This window comes from Streptomyces sp. NPDC050528 (assembly GCF_044457795.1).
In the GTDB taxonomy this organism is placed as follows: Bacteria; Actinomycetota; Actinomycetes; order Streptomycetales; family Streptomycetaceae; genus Streptomyces.
Genome location: NZ_JBITHH010000002.1, coordinates 716,213 through 733,337, shown reverse-complemented (window position 1 = coordinate 733,337; position 17,125 = coordinate 716,213). Strand labels below are relative to the sequence as shown.

Here is a 17,125-nt window from a genome sequence, read left to right as displayed (position 1 = left end):
CGTCGCTGGTCCGGTCGCGCGCCGTGACCGTCTTCCGGATCCGGTGAGTCAACAGGGATCCGGGGCCCGGAGCGCCCCCCGCGCGCCCCGGACCGTAGACCCCCCGTCCCCCCGTCGTCCTTCAGCTCCTCGACGGCCCTGCGCGGGTGGAATCAGGGCCGGATGTGCTGCGGTCGAATGTCCCCGGCATATCGACCGCAGCACGCGCCCCGGGTTCGTCCGAAGGCATGATCAGTGCGCCCGTTCCCCCATGGGGCGCGCCCCCGTGCCCGTAGGCTCCGGCACAGACAGCTTCCCCGGTCTTCGGGCCGGTCCGGAGGGGTCGGGTGTTGCCAGCGGGTATTTGGCAACACCGTTCGGGCGGTGTGTTGTTGGGGGGATCGTCATCGAGCACGACGGGTTCGGCGCCGAGTTACGCCGGCGCCGCATCGCGGCCGGCATGTCACTGAGTGAGCTGGCCGGCAAGGTCTATTGCAGCCGCAGCTTCCTGAGCCGCGTGGAGAACGGACGCCGCAGGGCGTCCCTGGAGTTGGCCCAGCTGTGCGACGAGGTGCTGGGCGCGAAGGGCGCGCTGGTCGGGCTGGCGCCGCTGCCCGGCTCCGACGCCGTACCGAAGGCGGTCCGGGGCGGGGCGGGTGAGCGGGCGTCCGGGGCGGTCAAGTCGCCGGAGAGAGAAGGGCGTTCGGCCGTCGGGCCGGACCGCGCCGAGTTCCGACGGCTGCTGCGGCGCGGTGACCTCAGCCATACCGCGGGCGAGATGCGGGAGGCGGAACGGCACTACACGGCCGCCTACCGCAGCGCCGAGGGCGATCCGCGCGCGCAGGCCGAGGCCGTGATCCGGATGGCGCGCCGCTGGTCCGACCCCGGACAGGTCGACCGCGAACTGCTCCAGTCCATCCGGGGTTGCCTGGCCGCGCTGGAGGGCGACGGCAGCGCGGAGGCCGCGGGTCTGCGACTACGGCTCGAAGCGCACCTGGCGAAGAAGATGGCCCTGGCGGTCAGCCAGGACACGGCGGCCGGACTGGCGGGACCCGCCGAAGGCGCGCGGCTCGCCGAGGACACCCTGCGCCGATTACCCGACGACGGCGACGACGAGGTCCGCTGCGAGGTCCTCACCGAATGCCGCTGGGCACGCTACGACTTCATGCCGGCCCCCGAGTCGCTGACCCTCTCCGAGCAACTGCGCGAGGCCGCGGCCCGGCACGACTCGGCGTACTTCCGCGGCGAGGCCCTCATGGCCGTCGCCATCGACCAGCTCCGCAACGGCAGGATCTTCAGCGCCCTCGCCACCGCGAACCAGTACCGCAAGCACGCGGCGGAGACCCAGAGTGCCCTCGCCCTCTGGCAACGCCACACCCTCGACGCCCTCCTCGACCTGTGGCACGGCCGGTTCGACGCCGCCGCCGAGTGGATCTTCGTGGAGTCGCTGAAGTTCATCGAACTGCTCCGCGCCGACTACGCCGTCCCCGCGGACAACCTCACCCAGACCCGCCTCGGCCAGGCCTACTGGCTGCTGAGACAACAGGGCAGACTCGCCGAGCTGTTCACCTCCGACCTGGCCGGCGACGTCGAGCGCCACGCCTACTTCCCGATCTGGCGGGCCGGTCTCGCCCTCGCCCTGTGCGAGACCGGGCAGCACGCCGAGGGCGCGGACCTGTTCCTCGGCTGCGTCGCCGACGTCGACCGCTTCCCGCCGTCGGGCTGGGCCGTCCCCGCGCTCGTCCTGCTGGCGGAGGTTTGCGCGGCACTGGACCTGGAGGGCGGATTCGAGGCCGAGTTGGCACCGGTACTGCCCACACTCCGCGCGCGCCTCGCCCCGCACGACGGCCAGCAGATCGCCCTGGGCGGCTGGCCCACGGTCCTCGTCGGCCCCACCGCCCGCGCCTGCGGCGTCCTCGCCCTGGCCGCGGGCGAACCGGAGACGGCCCTCGAACACTTCCGCCAGGCCGCCGTCCCGGCCCGCTCCTCCCAGCCCGAACTCGCCCGCCTCCGCCTGGCCCAGGCCCGCGCGGTACGGCGGGTGGGGGGTCCGGGGAGCGAGCCGAACGCGGTGCGGTTGCTGCGGGAGGCGGCTCGGGGGGCGGAGACGTACGGGATGACGTGGTTGGGGGCGCAGTGCGAGGGGTTGTTGGAGCGGGAGTGAGTGGGGGAGTGGGGGCGTTTCGTACGGCGCCTGCCCAACGACCCCGGAAGCCGGTGGAGTTGGTGTGCTTGGACCGTGTTCATGCTGTGAACTAGGTCACAGCCGCCTCCCCTTCGGATCACTCGCCCCGTAACCGAACTCCCGCCTCCCGCGCCCCCCGAACCGCCCTCTCCCCCTCGCCTCACCCTGGGTAGTCAGCCAAAACGTCTTCGTGGCCGAGGAGTTGAGAGCGAGGGGATTCGGATTGTCTACGCGCATAGTGTGCCGAGTGGCCTGAACCTGTTGCCCTGGCGGGTTTGTGGCGTCCCTTGACCCGGGTCGGATGGCTCGGTTTCATAACTGACCAACTGCGCGGGGGGCTTCGGGCGCCCGTCGTGAAATCCGCAGGGTGTCCTTGGCGTTCCTGGCGTGCTGCGCCGTCAACTCCCCAGTGTGTGCAGGCGTGTTGACGTGTCTGCCGGCCCGTCTCGATACGTCGCGCGCCACCCCGGAAAGGAAAACGCCGGTGTCGCAGTTCTTCACCGCAGCTCCTCCTGTCTGCCGTGCCGTCGGGTGCCGGTGGGCGAGGTGAGCCGACATCGGGGTACGTCCGCACCGGCCGAAACGGGAGCGAAGGGCGGGCGCGGGCGCAGTATCCGGGCCTCGCTGATCACACTCGCGGTGGTGCCGGCGACGGCGATGGTCCTGCTCTGGGTCAGCGGTTCGTACGCGCTCTTCGACCAGTGGAACAACTCCAACGACGTCGGACAGGCCGCGAAGACCACCTACGCCCTGCAGCCGGCGATCGGCGAGTTCCAGAAGGAACGGCAGCTGACGGTCAGCCTGTTGGCCTCGCACGGCAGCCCCGCCGCCCTCGCGGCCCAGCGGCAGCGGACGGACGCCGTGCTCGCCGGGTTCCGCAAGGCGGACGCCGCCTCCGCCGGGGTCGGATCGGCCCAGTACCAGGCCCAGTTGGCGACCGTACGGAAGCGGCTCACCGCGCTGACCGCCGAACGGACCGCCGTCGACGACGGGAAGAGCACCCGGCAGCAGGCCTACACCGCCTACTCCGACGCCGTGTCCTCGGCACTGAACCTCTTCGGCATGCTCAGCACCGACAGCGGCGACGCGGCCACCGCCGCCGACGCCAGTCACGCGCTGGCGTTCCTGCGTGGGGCGGAGGCGCTCTCGCAGGAGGAGGCGATCCTCAACGGGGTCGCCGCGTCACGGAAGTTGAGCGTCCAGGAGCGGTCCGCGCTGGCGGCCGCCCAGGCCGTCCGGGTCTCCGTGCTGTCCAACGAGGTCGAGCCGTATCTGCCCGCCGAGTTGGGCGCCGAGCTGGGCAAGACCATGGGCGGTCAGGACTGGGCCGCCATGACGGCCTTCGAGAAGACCGTCGCCGCGGCGCCCGCCGGGCACGACGGCACAATCTCCGTGCCCGCCGTCCCCGCCGCCCGCGCCGCAGCCCCGGGACGCGTGTCCGGCGCGGTGCAGGCCGTGGAGGGCCAGTTCCTGGGCAAGGTCACCCAGGACTCCGCGCACCGGACCCACCAGGTGCTGGTCAAGGCGATGCTCGGCAGCGCCCTCGCGTTCGTCGCCGTCCTCGCCGTGGGCCTGCTGTCCTGGCGCATCACCCGGTCCCTCATCGGCCGGATGTCCGGACTGCGCGCGGCGACCCTCGAACTGGCCGAGGAACGGCTGCCCGAGCTGATCACCCGGCTGCGCACCCAGGGCAAACGGGCCGACGTCGACGATCTGCCCGAACTCGACTACGGCACCGACGAGTTGGGCAAGGTCGCGGACGCCTTCAACACCGCCCAGCGAACCGCCGTGAGCGTCGCCCTGGAGCAGGCCGCGCTGCGCGAGGGAGCGCGGCTGGTCTTCCACAACATGTCCCGCCGCATCCAGCTCCTCGTGCACCGCCAGCTCACGGTGATCGACTCCATGGAACGCAAGGAGCAGGACCCCCAACTCCTCTCCGATCTCTACCGCGTCGACCACCTCGCCACCCGGATGCGCCGCAACGCGGAGAGCCTCACCGTGCTGTCCGGCGCCGCACCCCGGCGCCGCTGGAAGCAGGCGGTGCCGCTCGCGGACCTGCTGCGCAGCGCGGTGTCCGAGATCGAGGGCTACACCCGGGTCGTCGTCGAACCCCTGCCGCCCATCGCGGTGTTGGGCCCGGCCGTCGGCGACACGATCCACCTCATGGCCGAACTCATCGAGAACGGCGTGACGTTCTCGCCCCCGCACACCGAAGTACGGGTCCGCGCACTGCCGGTGGCGCAGGGATACGCCGTCGAGGTGGAGGACCGGGGACTCGGTCTCTCGGTCGAGGAGTACGCGGCGGCCAACGAACTCCTGCACCACCCCAAGGACTTCAGCTTCACCACCCTCGGCGAGGACCCCCGCCTCGGCCTCTTCACCGTCGGCCACCTCGCCCAACGCCACGGCGTCACAGCCAGCCTCCAAGCCTCGTCCTACGGCGGCTCGTTGGCGGTCGTCGTCCTCCCGCACGCACTCACCGAGTCGGCCGCTGACGCCGTACCGCCGACGCTGGACGCGCGGGCGGAGCGGCATCTGGCGTCGGTCGCCGGGTCGACGGCGACGGGTTCGGGAGACGGGGGAGGGACAGGCGCGGGGCCGGGTTCGATGCCCGGTTCGGCGCCGGGCGCGGGGACGGTCACCGGGCCTGTCGCCGGTTCCTCGGGACGCGGCGGGGTGACGGCCGGCGGTATGCCGATGCGCACCCGTACGCGCACCGCGCCCCACCCCCAGCCCACGGCCGCTCCGGCGGCACCGAGGGCCGAGGGACCCGCCGCCGCGTCGCCGCGCGGGGCCGTGCCCTTCCCGCACCCCCGTACCGCCGGCCCGTCCGCGCCCCCCTCGGACCCGCGCCCGACCGCCCCTCCCGCAGGCCCCCGCACCGGCGGTTCCGGTTCCAGTCGCCTTCCTCGCCGGGTCCGACAGGCCCATCTCGCACCGCAGTTGAGGGAACGGCCCGAGGACGCGGACGGCGAGCGGGCCGGGCGGGAGGCCGAACGGCGGCCGGAGCAGGCCCGGTCGATGCTGGCCGCGCTGCGGGACGGCACGCGACGGGCCCGCGCGGAGGAGGACGTGCCCACGCCCGCCTGGCCCTCGTCGCTGCGCGGAGGCGCCCCTCGGCCGCAGTCACAGTCACCGCGAGGCGGCGCCCCCAGGCCGGCCCCGGCCCCGCCACGCGACGAAACCCCCGCGCCCACCTGGAACACGGCCCCGCCCGAGCGGCGTCAGCTGCCCACCCGTCCCCGTCCGACAAGGAACACCCCATGACTGCGCCCAACTCCACGCACGGCGGACTGGCCTGGCTGCTGGACAACCTGATCGAGCGGATCCCCGAGACCCTGCACGCCATCGTCCTGTCCGAGGACGGGCTCCTCGTCGGCTCCTCCGAACGGCTCGCGCAGGAGGACGCCGAGCAACTCGCCGCGATTTCCTCGGGAGTTCACTCGCTCGCACTCGGCACGAGCCGGCACTTCGGCGGCGGGCGCGTGCAGCAGACCGTCATCGAGATGGACGACCTCTTCCTCTTCGTCACCACCGCCGGCGGCGGCGCCCGCCTCGCCGTCCTCGCCACCTCGCAGGTGGACGTCGGCAACGTCGGCTACGAAATGACCATGGTCGTACGGCAGGTGGGGCAGTTCCTCAGCGCGCCCCCGCGGTTCCCGGAGTACAGCGGCGCGCCCTTCGCGGGTGAGCATGAATGAGACATTGGTCCGAGGAAGACCCGTGGGAGGACGAAGATCCCGCGCTGCTCGTCCGCCCGTACACGGTCACCGGCGGCCGCACGCCGACCGCCCACTCCGGCATCGAACTGATCACCCTGATCAGCACCGTCCGGCCGCCGACCCGCGAACAGCGCCTCCAGCCCGAACAGAACCGGCTGCTCGCGCTCTGCCGTACGCCCACCGCGCTGGTGGAGGTCGCCGCCCGGCTCGATCAACCCGTCGCGGTCATACGGGTGTTGCTCGATGACCTCCTGGACAACGAACTCGTCTCCGTCTCCCCGCCCGCCGCGGCCGGTACCCCCGACGCCCGTTTCCTCCAGGCAGTGATCGATGGCATACGCAGAATCTGACCGCCGCGCCACCATGGTGGCGCCCAACGCCGCCACCGCGAAGATCCTCGTCGCGGGCGGCTTCGGCGTCGGCAAGACCACCCTCGTGGGCGCGATCAGCGAGACCGCGCCCCTGCGCACCGAGGAACTCATCACCGAGGCCAGCATCGGCGTCGACAACATGGCCGGGGTGGAGCAGAAGACCACCACGACGGTCGCCATGGACTTCGGCCGGATCACGCTCAGTTCGGCCCTCGTGGTGTATCTCTTCGGCGCCCCCGGCCAGGACCGTTTCTGGTTCATGTGGGACGACCTCTCCCGCGGCGCGCTCGGCGCGGTCGTCCTCGCCGACACCCGCCGCCTGGAGAACTGCTTCCCCTCCGTCGACTTCTTCGAGCACCGCGGCATCCCCTTCGCCGTCGGCGTCAACTGCTTCAACGGCGTCTGCGAGGAGGACCCCGAGGAGATCCGCGCAGCCCTCGACCTCGCCCCCGACATCCCCCTCGTCCTGTGCGACGCCCGCGACAAGGAGTCGGTGAAGACGGTCCTGCTCGCCCTCCTCGAACACGTCATGCGCGGTCTGGCGGCGGAGGCGTCGGACGACCGCCAGCCCGTGTAGCCGTGCAGACCGTACAGACCATGCGGTCCTACGGTCAGGAGGGCTTCGTCGCCGATACGGCCGTCGCGGTCAGCGTGCCGTCGCACTCCGCGAACTGCCCGTCGTCCAGGGCGACTTGGTGTGCCCCGGCACCCGGCAGCCCGATCACCATCGTCGGATAGATCACCGGCGCCGAACCGGACTTGCAGTACCCGTCGCCCTCGCCCTGCACCTGCACGAAGGTGAGCTTCAGCCAGGCCTGGGCGCCGGGGGCGAGCTTGACGGGGGAGGCGGAGCCGACGGGGGTGACCTGGAGGGGGACGTTGAGCTCCGGGGAACCGTTCGCGGCGCCGGCGACGGTGGGGTGGCCCTGGAGGACGCAGGCTTTGCCGCCGGTGTTGGTGAACTGGACGATCGCGGCGCCGGTTCCGGTCCCGGAAGGACGATCGGCGGCTTGATAGGCGGTGGCCTTCAGGGCGGTTGCCGCGCAGGCCTTGACGGCGGTTCCGGTGGATCCGGCCGATCCGGTCGACCCGGTGGATCCGGACGCCCCGGTGGACCCGGTCGTTCCCGTAGACCCGGTCGTTCCCGTGGACCCGGAGGAGATGGGGGAGGCGGTCGCGGTCGGCGTATCCGACGACCCGTCGGACCCGCTCGCGGCGTCGCCCGGCTGGCACGCCGTCATCACCATCGCCGCCGACAACGCGGCCACCGCCACCATGGCCCTACGGATGCTGCTGTTCTGCATGACGTCCCCCGAACTGGTTGTGCACGGGCCGGACTTCGCCGGCGCTCGCGGAGGGAGACAGATCCGCCGCACCCGGGGTTCCGGCCGCGCACCACCTGTGACGCAACGGTGACGCTCAGTCGAAGCTGGCGAAATACGCCGCCGCCATGTCCTCGTCCCCGTGCCCTTGGGCCGCCGCCCGAGCGAACCGTTCCGCGCCCGCAGCCGCTACATCCAGCCGCACGCCGTTCGCCGCGCCCGCCTGCACGATCAGCCGCGCGTCCTTCTCCGCCGTGGTGACCGCGAAACTGGCCGGTGTCAGCTGGTCGTTGAGGATGGCGGCGGACTTGGCGTGCAGGTAGCCCATGTCGAGGGGGCCGCCGGCGATGAGGTCGAGGAAGTCCTGCGGGTTCACGTCCAGGCCCTTGGAGAGGGCGAGGGCCTCGCCCGCCGCGTTCGTCACGGCCAGGACCCAGCTGTTGGCGACCAGCTTCAGCCGGGTCGCCGTGGCCGCCGCCCCGTCCTCGCCCACCCACATCGTGCGGGCGCCGACCGCGTCGAAGACCGGGGTGACCGTCGCGCGGCCGGACTCCGGGCCCGCCGCCAGAACCGTCAGCTGACCGGCCTCGGCGGGCTGCCGGGTGCCGAGGACGGGGGCGTCGTAGAAGACGAGGTCGTGCCGGTTCGCGAACTCGGCCAGTTCGCCGACCGATTCGAGGCTCGACGTCGTCGACTGCACCCACGCGGCGCCGGGACGCAGGACGGGCGCGGCCTCGCGCATCACATCAAGCACGGCATCGCCGTCGTAGAGCATCGTGAGGATGACGTCCGCGTCACGCACGGCGTCCGCCACGGTGTCACGGACGTGCGCGCCGTCGGCGGACAGGGGCTCGGCCTTGGCACGGGTGCGGTTCCAGGCATGCACGGTGTGCCCGGCGCGGGCGAGGTTCCGGGCCATCGCGGCGCCCATGATGCCGGTGCCCAGAACGCCTACGGTGAGCTTCTCGGTGGTCATGTCTCGGCTTTCGTCCTCGACGGTGTTGTCGAGACCCAGGGTGCCAGGGTGCCGCACGCCCGGCCTCTTGGGGCAGGGCGCGCGCCGTCCGTCAACCAGTGATCGCTGACCCGTCAGCCGGTGAGCGTGAACCAGGTCGAGCGGGACTTCTGCCACTCCGGGTGCGTGAGGTCCTTTGCCTCCGTGCCGTCGCCGTACAGGTCGGCCGCGCCGTCGTCGGTGATCAGCTGGGCGCGAACTCCAGGCCCTCCACGTTGAACCCGTTTATTTCCTTGGGGACTTGGCCGTCCGCCGTACCCGCCGCGAAGCCGTACTTGTTGCCGTTCGCCTTGTCCCACGCCACCAGGTTGTCGCGGAGCTTGCCGTACGAACTGTCGTAGGAGAGCGACGTGTTGGCGCCCGTGCCGGTCACCTTCGTGGTGAAGACCGTGTTGCGGGCCGCCTTGTACTCGCCGTCCTTGTTGTTGCCCAGCGACCCGGTCCAGTAGATCGTGTCGCCGACGCGGGCCGCGCCCTCGATGTCGATCTCCTTGTCGACGTCGATGTCGTCGCTGAAGTCCCAGGTCTTCACGGGCGCACCGGACGCCGAACGGTCGTACAGGCGAAGGACGTTGGACTCGTCATCCGCTACGACGACATAGCCGCCGCCCACGTCGACGGCGGCGGAGGCGTCGCTGGAGCCGGTGAAGTAGCGGGTGTCGGCGGGCTGTTGGACGGATGCCGAAGCCGCGTAGTGCAGCGTCTTCGTGGCCGTCTTGCCGCCGAGACCCGTGACCTTCACCGTCAGGTCCGTGTAGCCCTGCGCGGCTGCCGCGACGGCCAGTTGGCGGGTGGCGCCGGTACCGGTGACGGTCACCGCGCTCGTCGGAGCCACGGACGTCTTGCTGCTCTTGCTGGCCGCGACCGTCAACGCGCTGACGTCCGCACCGCTCTGAGCGACCGTCACCTGAACCGTCGGATCGCCGACCGCGCCCACCGCGCCCGACAGGTACGTGGCCGAGAGTGAGATGGTCGGTGTGCCGTAACTCGCCGCGTGCGCCTGGCTGTTGCCGCCCAGACTCAGGGCGGCGAGGGCGAGGCAGCTGCCCGCCACGGCGACCGTCCTGCGCCCGCTGGAGAAAACTCCGTGGGGGAACGCTCCGTTGGAGACTGCGTAGTCCTGCACTGGGACCCCTTCGTCGGCTCGGTGTCGACGAGAAGGTTCAGCGGATCTCACCAACTCCACGGGGTGTGGGCAGGTCCTGGGGGTGAACAACTGCGGACGGGCCGAGGGAGCGTTCCATGACCCGGGCCAGGTGACGGGTGAAGACCTGCCGCGTATCGGGGGTCAGCGTGCGCAGCGCCACCAGCGCGGTGATCACCACGTCGCACAACTCGCCCTGTACGTCCTCCCAACTGTGGGTGACGCCCTTGCGCGGGTTCTGGCCGGTCACGCCGATCACCGCCTGGGCGACCTCGCCGACCTCCTCGGACAGTTTCAGCATGCGGAGCAGCAGGTCCTCCCTGCCGTCTAGGGGACGGTTGCCGTCCACCCAGGTCCACAGGTCGTCGATGCCGGACCAGAGGTCGGCGGACCGGTCGTTCTGATCACTCATGGGCCCAGCCTGCCATCACCGCTCGACGCGTCCGCCCTACTCGTCGAACAAGGTTTCCTGCCCGAACTCCGCCGCCTCCCGCACCCGCCGGTTCCGCAGGCCGACGACCACGGCCGTCGCCGCCCCCGTCACCGCGAGCGCCGCCGGCACCATCCAGCCCCGGTTCACCGCGTGGCCCAGCGCGTGGTCCAGGGAGAGCCGGCCCGGGCCCGTGACCGCGAGGCCGGCCGCGGTCAGGGCGAGGGAGGCCGCGTACTCGTAGCCGCCGGCCGCCGCGAAGAAGCCGTTGGGCGCGTGCACGGCGGCGGCTCCGACCATCGCACCGGCGGCCGCCGCACCCGCCGCCGGGGTCGCAAGACCCAGCGCGAGCAGCGCACCGCCGCCCGCCTCCGAGAGCCCCGCCATCACGGCACTCTGCTTCCCCGGCGCGTACCCCATCGCCTCCATGGCCGCGCCCGTGCCCTCGATCCCGCCCCCGCCGAACCAGCCGAACAGCTTCTGCGCGCCGTGCGCGGCCAGCACGCCGCCGGTACCCAGCCGGAGCAGCAGCAGGCCCAGATCTTGTCGGTCGTAACAGGTCACGGTGACTCCCTGGACGGACGGCGGGGACGGTCCCTCCACCGTCGCACCCGGAGCGCCCGGCGGGCGGATTCGCGCGGCCGTTCGGGTGGCGGGGCCCCGGGAACGGTGTGAGTCTGACCGGCATGACGATTCAGCCAGCCAAACTCAGCGATCCGGCCGTCCGGGCGTTCGTCAGCGCCGTCAACGCCCATGACCGGGACGCCTTCCTGGCGTTGCTCGCGCCGGGCGCGACGATGGCGGACGACGGTTCCGACCGTGACCTCGCCGAGTGGATCGACCGGGAGATCTTCTCCTCCCACGGCCACATGGAGGTCGACCGGGAGTCGAACGGCGGCCGAGCCCTCGTCGCCCGCTACTCCAACGACGCGTGGGGCGAGATGCGCACCCGGTGGAGTTTCACGGTCGGCGAGGACGGCAGGATCGCCCGCTTCGAAACGGGCCAGGCCTGATCGACGTAGAACGTCACCGTGGAAAGCCGGCGTGGAAAGCTGCAAACCCCTTGCCTTGAAGTGCACTCCAACTCCTAGCGTGCACAGGCATGGAGACCAAGTCGAACAGCAGGACCCTCGGACGCAGTGGTATCGACGTGAGCGCTCTCGGCTTCGGCTGCTGGGCGATCGGTGGTGAGTGGCAGGACGTGAGCGGGCAGCCGCTCGGCTGGGGCAAGGTCGACGACGAGGAGTCCGTACGGGCGGTCCGGCGCGCCCTCGATCTGGGCGTGACGTTCTTCGACACCGCCGACACCTACGGCGCGGGGCACAGCGAACGCGTCCTGGGCCGCGCGCTCGGCAAGCGCCGGGACGACGTGGTCCTCGCCACCAAGTGGGGCAACGTCTTCGACGAGGAGACCCGCACGCTCACCGGCTCCGACGACTCCCCGGAGTACGCCCGCCGCGCGCTCACCGCATCCCTGAAGCGCCTGGACACCGATCACATCGACCTGTACCAACTCCACCTGTCCGACGCGGACTTGGACCGCGCGGCCCAACTCCGGGACCAGTGCGAGGAGTTCGTACGCGAGGGCCTGATCCGCGCCTACGCCTGGAGCACCGACGACCCGGCCCGCGCCGCCGTCTTCGCCGAGGGGGAGCACTGCGCGGCCGTACAGCACGCGGCGAACGTGTTGCAGGACGCCCCCGAAATGTTCGCGCTGTGTGAGGAGTTGGGCCTGGCCAGCATCAACCGCAGCCCGCTCGCGATGGGCCTGCTCACCGGAAAGCAGGCGCCGGGCCGGGAGTTGGAGGCCGGCGACATCCGCAACACGCCCCCGGCGTGGATGCAGGGCTTCAAACAGGGCGCAGGCGCCGACGAGGACTACGTGGCCCGCGTGGACGCCCTGTGCGAGATCCTCACCTCGGACAACCGCACCCCGGCCCAGGGCGCCCTCGCCTGGCTCTGGGCCCGCAGCCCCCGCACCATCCCGATCCCCGGCTTCCGCTCGGTCCCCCAGGCGGAACAGAACGCGGGCGCCATCGCGAAGGGGCCGCTCACCGCCGCGCAGTTGGTCGAGATCGACCGCGTGCTCGGTAGGTGAACGGCCCCGGCAGGACCAACAGGTGGGCTCAGTAACCCTGGTTGCCCTGTTCCGCGTACTGCTGCTGCGGGGTGAACTGGCCGCTGCGGCCCTGTTCGGTCAGGGTGATCTGGCCGGCCTTGATGGTCGCGAGGCGCGGTGCGCGGCGGGCGATCGACGAGTCGTGGGTGACCATGATGAAGGTCAGCCCGTACTCGTGCCAGAGGCCTTCGAGCAGGCCCATGATGTCGTCGCGGGTGCCCTCGTCGAGGTTGCCGGTGGGTTCGTCGGCGAGGAGGACCTTCGGCTTCTTCACCAGCGCGCGGGCGATCGCGACGCGCTGCTGCTGGCCGCCGGAGAGCTCGGACGGGGCGTGCTTGAGGCGGTCGCCGAGGCCGACCGACGTGAGTGCCTCCGCCGCCCGCTCGCGGCGTTCCGCCGGCTTGACGCCGAGCGGGACCAGGGCCGTCTCGACGTTCTCCTGCGCGGTGAGCGTCGGGATGAGGTTGAAGGACTGGAAGATGATGCCGATCTTCTCGGCGCGCAGCCGGGTCAGCTTGGCCTCGCTGATCGTGGCGAGGTTGACGCCGTCCAGCTCGACACTGCCCTCGGAGGGGCGGTCCAGGCCGCCGATCATCTGCAGCAGCGTCGACTTGCCGCCGCCGGTGGGGCCCTGGATGACGAGCTGGTCGCCGTCCTCGATCGTGAGGTCGACGCCCCGCAGCGCCTCGACCGTCTCCTTGCCCCGCGAGTAGCGCTTGGTGACGCCGGTGAGCTTGTACATGGGATCTCCGTCTGAACGTCTGTGAAGAAGAGGGTCGGGGCGCCGCCGCCCGGGGGGAACGGTGGCGGCGCCCCGGATCAGGGGATGCGGCGCGGTCGGCGTCGGCGGTGTTACGAGCCGCCTCCGCCGGACCACGCCACCACGGCCGCGCTACGACACGCTGCGCAGCGCGTCCGCCGGACGCATCCGCGACGCACGCCAGCCGCCCATCGCACCGGCGATCAGGCCGCCGGTGACGGCCAGACCCACCGCGAGGGCGATCGTGGTCAGCGAGACCGGCGCGTTCAGGGCGATCTCCAGGGTGTTGGAGGTGGCCTGCTGGCCGGGACCGCCCTGGCCGCCGCCGGGGCCGCCGCCCATGCCGCCACCGCCGCCGGTGGAGCCGAGCTGCGCGGTCAGCTTGGGGCTGATCGCGGTGACCGTGTAGGCCGCCAGGAGGCCGAGCGCGATACCGAGCCCGCCGCCGATCAGACCGTTGACCATGGACTCGCCGACGACCTGCCGGGTCACCTTGCGGCTCGGCCAGCCGAGCGCCTTCAGCGTGCCGAACTCACGCACCCGGCGCGACACGGCGGAGGAGGTGAGCAGCGCGGCCACCAGGAACGCGGCGATCAGGACCGCGATCGACAGCCACTTGCCCACGCTGGTCGCGAGGTTGGAGGCGGTGGACAGCGAGCCGGAGACCGTGGACGCGAGGTCGGCGGAGGTGGTGACCGTCGTACCCGAGATGTTCTTCTGGATCGTCGTCTTGACGGCCGAGATCTGCTTGGAGTCGGTCGCCTTGACGTAGATCGTGGTGACCTTGTTCTTCGAGTCGCCCAGCGTCTGCGCCTGCTTCAGCGGCAGGTACACGTCGATCGTGGACTCGCTGCTGTTGGGCGTCGCGATGCCGATGACCGTGAACTTGGTGCCAGAGATCGAGAAGGTCGAACCGACCTTGTACTTCTTCGACTTGGCGTACGACTTGCTGACGACCGCGACCTTCGCGTTGGTCTGCGCGGTCGTGAACGTCTTGCCGGTGGTGATCTTCGAGGTGGACAGCGGGCCGAGCGTCTGGTTGGTGACGTCGATGCCCGCGACCGAGTACGAGTTCACGTTGAAGTTGGCGCCGCCGCCCTGCACCTGGGGCTGGCCGCTGCCGCTGGTGCCCGTGCCGCCGCCGGGGCCGCCCTGCTGCGAACCGGACGAGGAACCGGAGGTGGTGGAGGACTTCGCCTTGCCCTGGGTGAAGGAGCCGTCGACCTTGGTGACGTTCAGGGTGAGCGCGCCGACCGCGGCGGACACGCCCTTCTGCGAGCCGACCTTGGTGACCAGGGAGGACGCGAGGGCCTGACCACCCTGCGTGTTCACCCGGTCCGAGCTCTGCGAGCTGCTGCTGGAGGAGGTGGCGCCGAACTTGAAGCTGGGACCCTGTGAGCTGCCGGCCTTGGGGGCCGATTGCGCTTTGGTCACGGTCATGTCAGTTCCGAGACCGTAAAGAGACTTGAGGACCTTGTCCTGAGCCTGATTCATGCCGGCCGACACCGAGTTGACGGTGATGACCAGCGCGATTCCGAGCGCCAGACCCATGGCGATGACCAGGGCCGCCTTCTTGCGCCGGCTCAGCTCGCGCTTGAGATAGATGCCAAACATCCCGTTCCCCAAAGGTTCTTGGCGCCCGCTGTGGGCGCGGCCACAAGCTATGGAGAAACCTTTGAGTCGACCTGAGTAAAGGATGTGTCTGGCCTGAGAAAAAGGGGCCCGAAATCAGAATTCGGTCAGACAGCTCATTCCTAACCTGTCGAGGGCTTCTTGCCAGGAAACCCCTGTTCAATGGCCTGCTGACATGGGATGTCGATCACCTATTCGACGCCCTGGCGGCCACCCCGCCGCACACCGCCGCGCCCCCGTTTTGTACGGTCCCGGGATGCGCGATTCCTCTCGGCTCACCCGGCGTGCCGCTCTCGGCCTGACCGCCGCCGCTCTTCCTCTGGCGGCGACGACTCCCGCGTCCGCGGCGACGGCGATAGGCGGTGAGCGTCTGGCCCGCGCCGGGATCCAGGTCGGCGATGCCTCCACGCTGCCCAAGAGACTCACCGCCCGCGCGTGGATCGTCGCCGACCACAAAACGGGCGAGGTCCTCGCCTCGTACCGCGCACACCAGCGCCTCGCGCCCGCGTCCACGCTGAAGATGCTGTTCGCCGACACCGTGCTGGGCAAGTTCGAGCGGACCCGCACCTACCGGGTGACCGACGCCGACCTCGCCGACGTCCCCTCCGGCTCCAGCCTCGTCGGCGTGAAGCCCGGAATCCTGTACACCGTCCACCAGTTGTGGCAGGGCGTGTTCCTGCGCTCGGGCAACGACGCCGTGCATGTGCTGGCCCACATGAACGGCGGGATCGCGGCGACGGTCGCCGAGATGCAGGCCAAGGCGAAGGACCTCCAGGCCCTGGACACGCATGTGGTGAGCCCGGACGGCTTCGACCACCCCGGGCAGGTCTCGTCGGCGTACGACCTCACGCTCTTCGCCCGGCACGGGCTGCACGACGAGGACTTCAGCGCGTACTGCTCGACCCGGACGGCGAACTTCCCGGCCGGCGGCAAGAAGACCTTCCAGATCCAGAACACCGACCGCCTGCTCAGCGGCGCCTACGGCCTCCGCCCGTACCCGGGCATCATCGGCGTGAAGAACGGCTACACCAGCCACGCGGGCAACACCTTCACCGGTGCCGCCACCCGCGACGGCCGCACCCTCCTGGTCACCGTGATGCACCCCGCGAACGGCGGCAACGAGGTCTACAAGGAGACCGCCGCGCTGCTCGACTGGGGCTTCGGCAAAGGGAGTTCGGCCCGGGCCGTGGGCACGCTGGTTGAGCCGCTGAGCGAGGGCGGGGCCACCGCGAGCCCGACGCCGTCGGGCGCCAAGGGCGCGCCGGGAGCCTCCGGGAGTGCCGCCTCTTCCTCGTCGGACGGTTCCTCGCCCTGGCCGATGCTGGGCGGTGCGGCGGGAGCGGTCGCGGTGCTCGCGGGCGGCGCGTTCGCGCTGCGCAGGCGGCGGGCGGCCGTAGCGGCGGCCAAGTCCGAGGAGCTCGACGGGAGTTGATGTGACGCGACAGCCGCTCCACGGCCCGGTGCGTAACCCGCGGTCCCTCGCGGGTTCCACCCCCACCCGGGCCGTGGAACGACTGTCGCCTCTCCCCCCTCGGATTGGTCTGCGGAACCAAGGACTCCAGTACCGCGGAAGCCCCTTGCTCCAAGTGTGAAGCTTTGGTGGAGAAGAGTTGAGCATAAGTCAGTAACCGGGCGCAATGGTGCGGACGGTCAAATTCCGTTTGTGCAACTTGCCCTAGCCGCGCCCGACATACGGCATCGCGGTCGCCAGCACCGTCGCGAACTGCACGTTCGCCCCCAACGGCAGCTCCGCCATGTGCCGCACGGTGCGTGCCACATCGGCGACATCCATCACCGGTTCCGGGGTGACCACCCCGTTGGCCTGCAGCGCCCCGGTCTCCATGCGCGCCGTCATCTCGGTCGCCGCGTTCCCGATGTCGATCTGCCCGACCGCGATCGAATACGGCCGCCCGTCCAGCGACAGCGACTTGGTGAGCCCCGTCAACGCGTGCTTGGTCGCGGTGTAGGCCACGGAGTGCGGCCGAGGCGTATGAGCGGAGATCGACCCGTTGTTGATGATCCGCCCACCCTGCGGCACCTGCTCCTTCATCCGCCGGTACGCCGCCTGCGCACACAGGAACGCCCCGTTGAGATTGGTGTCCACCACATGCCGCCACGCGTCGTACGGCAGGTCCTCCACCGCCACCCCGCCGGGCCCGAAGGTCCCCGCGTTGTTGAACAGCAGATCCACCCGCCCGAACCGCTCCACGGCCGCGTCGAACAACGCGTCCACGTCCTCCGGCCGCGCCACATCCGTCGCTACGGCGATGGAGGCGCCCTCGGGCACCAGCGCGGCCGTCTCCTCCAGGGCCCCGGTGCGGCGGCCGGCCAGTGCCAACGACCAGCCCGCGCGCAGGAGTTCGACGGCGACCGCGCGCCCGATGCCGGAGCCGGCGCCGGTCACCACGGCGATCTTCGATGAGTGCTGTGCGTTCATGGGCCGCAG

At 71.0% G+C, this 17,125-nt stretch carries 16 protein-coding genes; 8 read left to right on the top strand and 8 right to left on the bottom strand.

Features of this window, described 5'->3' with window-relative positions:
• The first annotated feature begins 250 nt into the window (after positions 1 to 250).
• The 5 genes from ACIBK4_RS10610 to ACIBK4_RS10590 all read left to right on the top strand — a co-directional run bounded on the left by ACIBK4_RS10610 (position 251) and on the right by ACIBK4_RS10590 (position 6,834).
• A complete protein-coding gene (locus tag ACIBK4_RS10610) occupies positions 251 to 2,143 on the top strand; it encodes a helix-turn-helix domain-containing protein (protein WP_398994099.1) in 1,893 nt (630 codons plus the stop codon).
• A gap of 663 nt (positions 2,144 to 2,806) precedes the next feature.
• Positions 2,807 to 5,431, top strand: a complete 2,625-nt coding sequence (locus ACIBK4_RS10605) for a nitrate- and nitrite sensing domain-containing protein (protein WP_398994097.1) — start codon at positions 2,807 to 2,809, stop codon at positions 5,429 to 5,431.
• A complete protein-coding gene (locus ACIBK4_RS10600; protein ID WP_366436011.1) occupies positions 5,428 to 5,865 on the top strand; it encodes a roadblock/LC7 domain-containing protein in 438 nt (145 codons plus the stop codon). Before ACIBK4_RS10605 ends, ACIBK4_RS10600 begins: the two co-directional genes overlap by 4 nt.
• A complete protein-coding gene (locus ACIBK4_RS10595) occupies positions 5,862 to 6,236 on the top strand; it encodes a DUF742 domain-containing protein (protein ID WP_366436010.1) in 375 nt (124 codons plus the stop codon). Before ACIBK4_RS10600 ends, ACIBK4_RS10595 begins: the two co-directional genes overlap by 4 nt.
• Positions 6,217 to 6,834, top strand: a complete 618-nt coding sequence (locus ACIBK4_RS10590; RefSeq protein ID WP_398994094.1) for a GTP-binding protein — start codon at positions 6,217 to 6,219, stop codon at positions 6,832 to 6,834. The genes ACIBK4_RS10595 and ACIBK4_RS10590 overlap by 20 nt, the downstream gene beginning before the upstream one ends.
• 34 nt (positions 6,835 to 6,868) lie before the next feature.
• On the opposite strand, the gene ACIBK4_RS10585 is transcribed toward ACIBK4_RS10590, so the two are convergent.
• The 5 genes from ACIBK4_RS10585 to ACIBK4_RS10565 form a co-directional block, all read right to left on the bottom strand.
• The gene (locus ACIBK4_RS10585) at positions 6,869 to 7,561 is read right to left on the bottom strand and encodes a DUF4232 domain-containing protein (protein WP_398994092.1); all 693 of its coding nucleotides are present in this window, start codon (positions 7,559 to 7,561) and stop codon (positions 6,869 to 6,871) included.
• Positions 7,562 to 7,676: 115 nt separating this feature from the next.
• Entirely contained in the window at positions 7,677 to 8,594 is a 918-nt protein-coding gene (locus ACIBK4_RS10580) for an NAD(P)-dependent oxidoreductase (RefSeq protein ID WP_398994398.1), read from the bottom strand.
• Positions 8,595 to 8,778: 184 nt separating this feature from the next.
• Positions 8,779 to 9,720: a hypothetical protein gene (locus ACIBK4_RS10575; RefSeq protein ID WP_398994090.1), complete on the bottom strand. Its 942-nt coding sequence runs from the start codon at positions 9,718 to 9,720 to the stop codon at positions 8,779 to 8,781.
• Positions 9,721 to 9,757: 37 nt separating this feature from the next.
• Complete coding sequence (locus ACIBK4_RS10570; protein WP_398994088.1) at positions 9,758 to 10,150, bottom strand: MazG-like family protein; 393 nt, start codon at positions 10,148 to 10,150, stop codon at positions 9,758 to 9,760.
• Positions 10,151 to 10,186: 36 nt separating this feature from the next.
• Positions 10,187 to 10,732: a DoxX family membrane protein gene (locus ACIBK4_RS10565; RefSeq protein ID WP_398994086.1), complete on the bottom strand. Its 546-nt coding sequence runs from the start codon at positions 10,730 to 10,732 to the stop codon at positions 10,187 to 10,189.
• Between the two features lie 122 nt (positions 10,733 to 10,854).
• On the opposite strand from ACIBK4_RS10565, the gene ACIBK4_RS10560 reads away from it, so the two are divergent.
• Both ACIBK4_RS10560 and ACIBK4_RS10555 read left to right on the top strand, forming a co-directional pair.
• Positions 10,855 to 11,181: a nuclear transport factor 2 family protein gene (locus tag ACIBK4_RS10560; protein ID WP_262057877.1), complete on the top strand. Its 327-nt coding sequence runs from the start codon at positions 10,855 to 10,857 to the stop codon at positions 11,179 to 11,181.
• Between the two features lie 89 nt (positions 11,182 to 11,270).
• Positions 11,271 to 12,266 (top strand): aldo/keto reductase, encoded by a 996-nt coding sequence (locus ACIBK4_RS10555; protein WP_398994084.1) that lies wholly within the window; start codon positions 11,271 to 11,273, stop codon positions 12,264 to 12,266.
• Positions 12,267 to 12,294: 28 nt separating this feature from the next.
• On the opposite strand, the gene ACIBK4_RS10550 is transcribed toward ACIBK4_RS10555, so the two are convergent.
• Both ACIBK4_RS10550 and ACIBK4_RS10545 read right to left on the bottom strand, forming a co-directional pair.
• On the bottom strand, positions 12,295 to 13,029 hold the full coding sequence (locus ACIBK4_RS10550; RefSeq protein WP_366436002.1) for an ABC transporter ATP-binding protein: 735 nt from the start codon (positions 13,027 to 13,029) through the stop codon (positions 12,295 to 12,297).
• A 150-nt stretch (positions 13,030 to 13,179) separates the two neighbouring features.
• Positions 13,180 to 14,661: an ABC transporter permease gene (locus ACIBK4_RS10545; RefSeq protein WP_398994081.1), complete on the bottom strand. Its 1,482-nt coding sequence runs from the start codon at positions 14,659 to 14,661 to the stop codon at positions 13,180 to 13,182.
• A 274-nt stretch (positions 14,662 to 14,935) separates the two neighbouring features.
• On the opposite strand from ACIBK4_RS10545, the gene ACIBK4_RS10540 reads away from it, so the two are divergent.
• On the top strand, positions 14,936 to 16,111 hold the full coding sequence (locus ACIBK4_RS10540; protein WP_398994079.1) for a D-alanyl-D-alanine carboxypeptidase family protein: 1,176 nt from the start codon (positions 14,936 to 14,938) through the stop codon (positions 16,109 to 16,111).
• 243 nt (positions 16,112 to 16,354) lie between these two features.
• On the opposite strand, the gene ACIBK4_RS10535 is transcribed toward ACIBK4_RS10540, so the two are convergent.
• Complete coding sequence (locus ACIBK4_RS10535) at positions 16,355 to 17,116, bottom strand: SDR family oxidoreductase (protein ID WP_398994077.1); 762 nt, start codon at positions 17,114 to 17,116, stop codon at positions 16,355 to 16,357.
• Positions 17,117 to 17,125 lie beyond the last annotated feature (9 nt).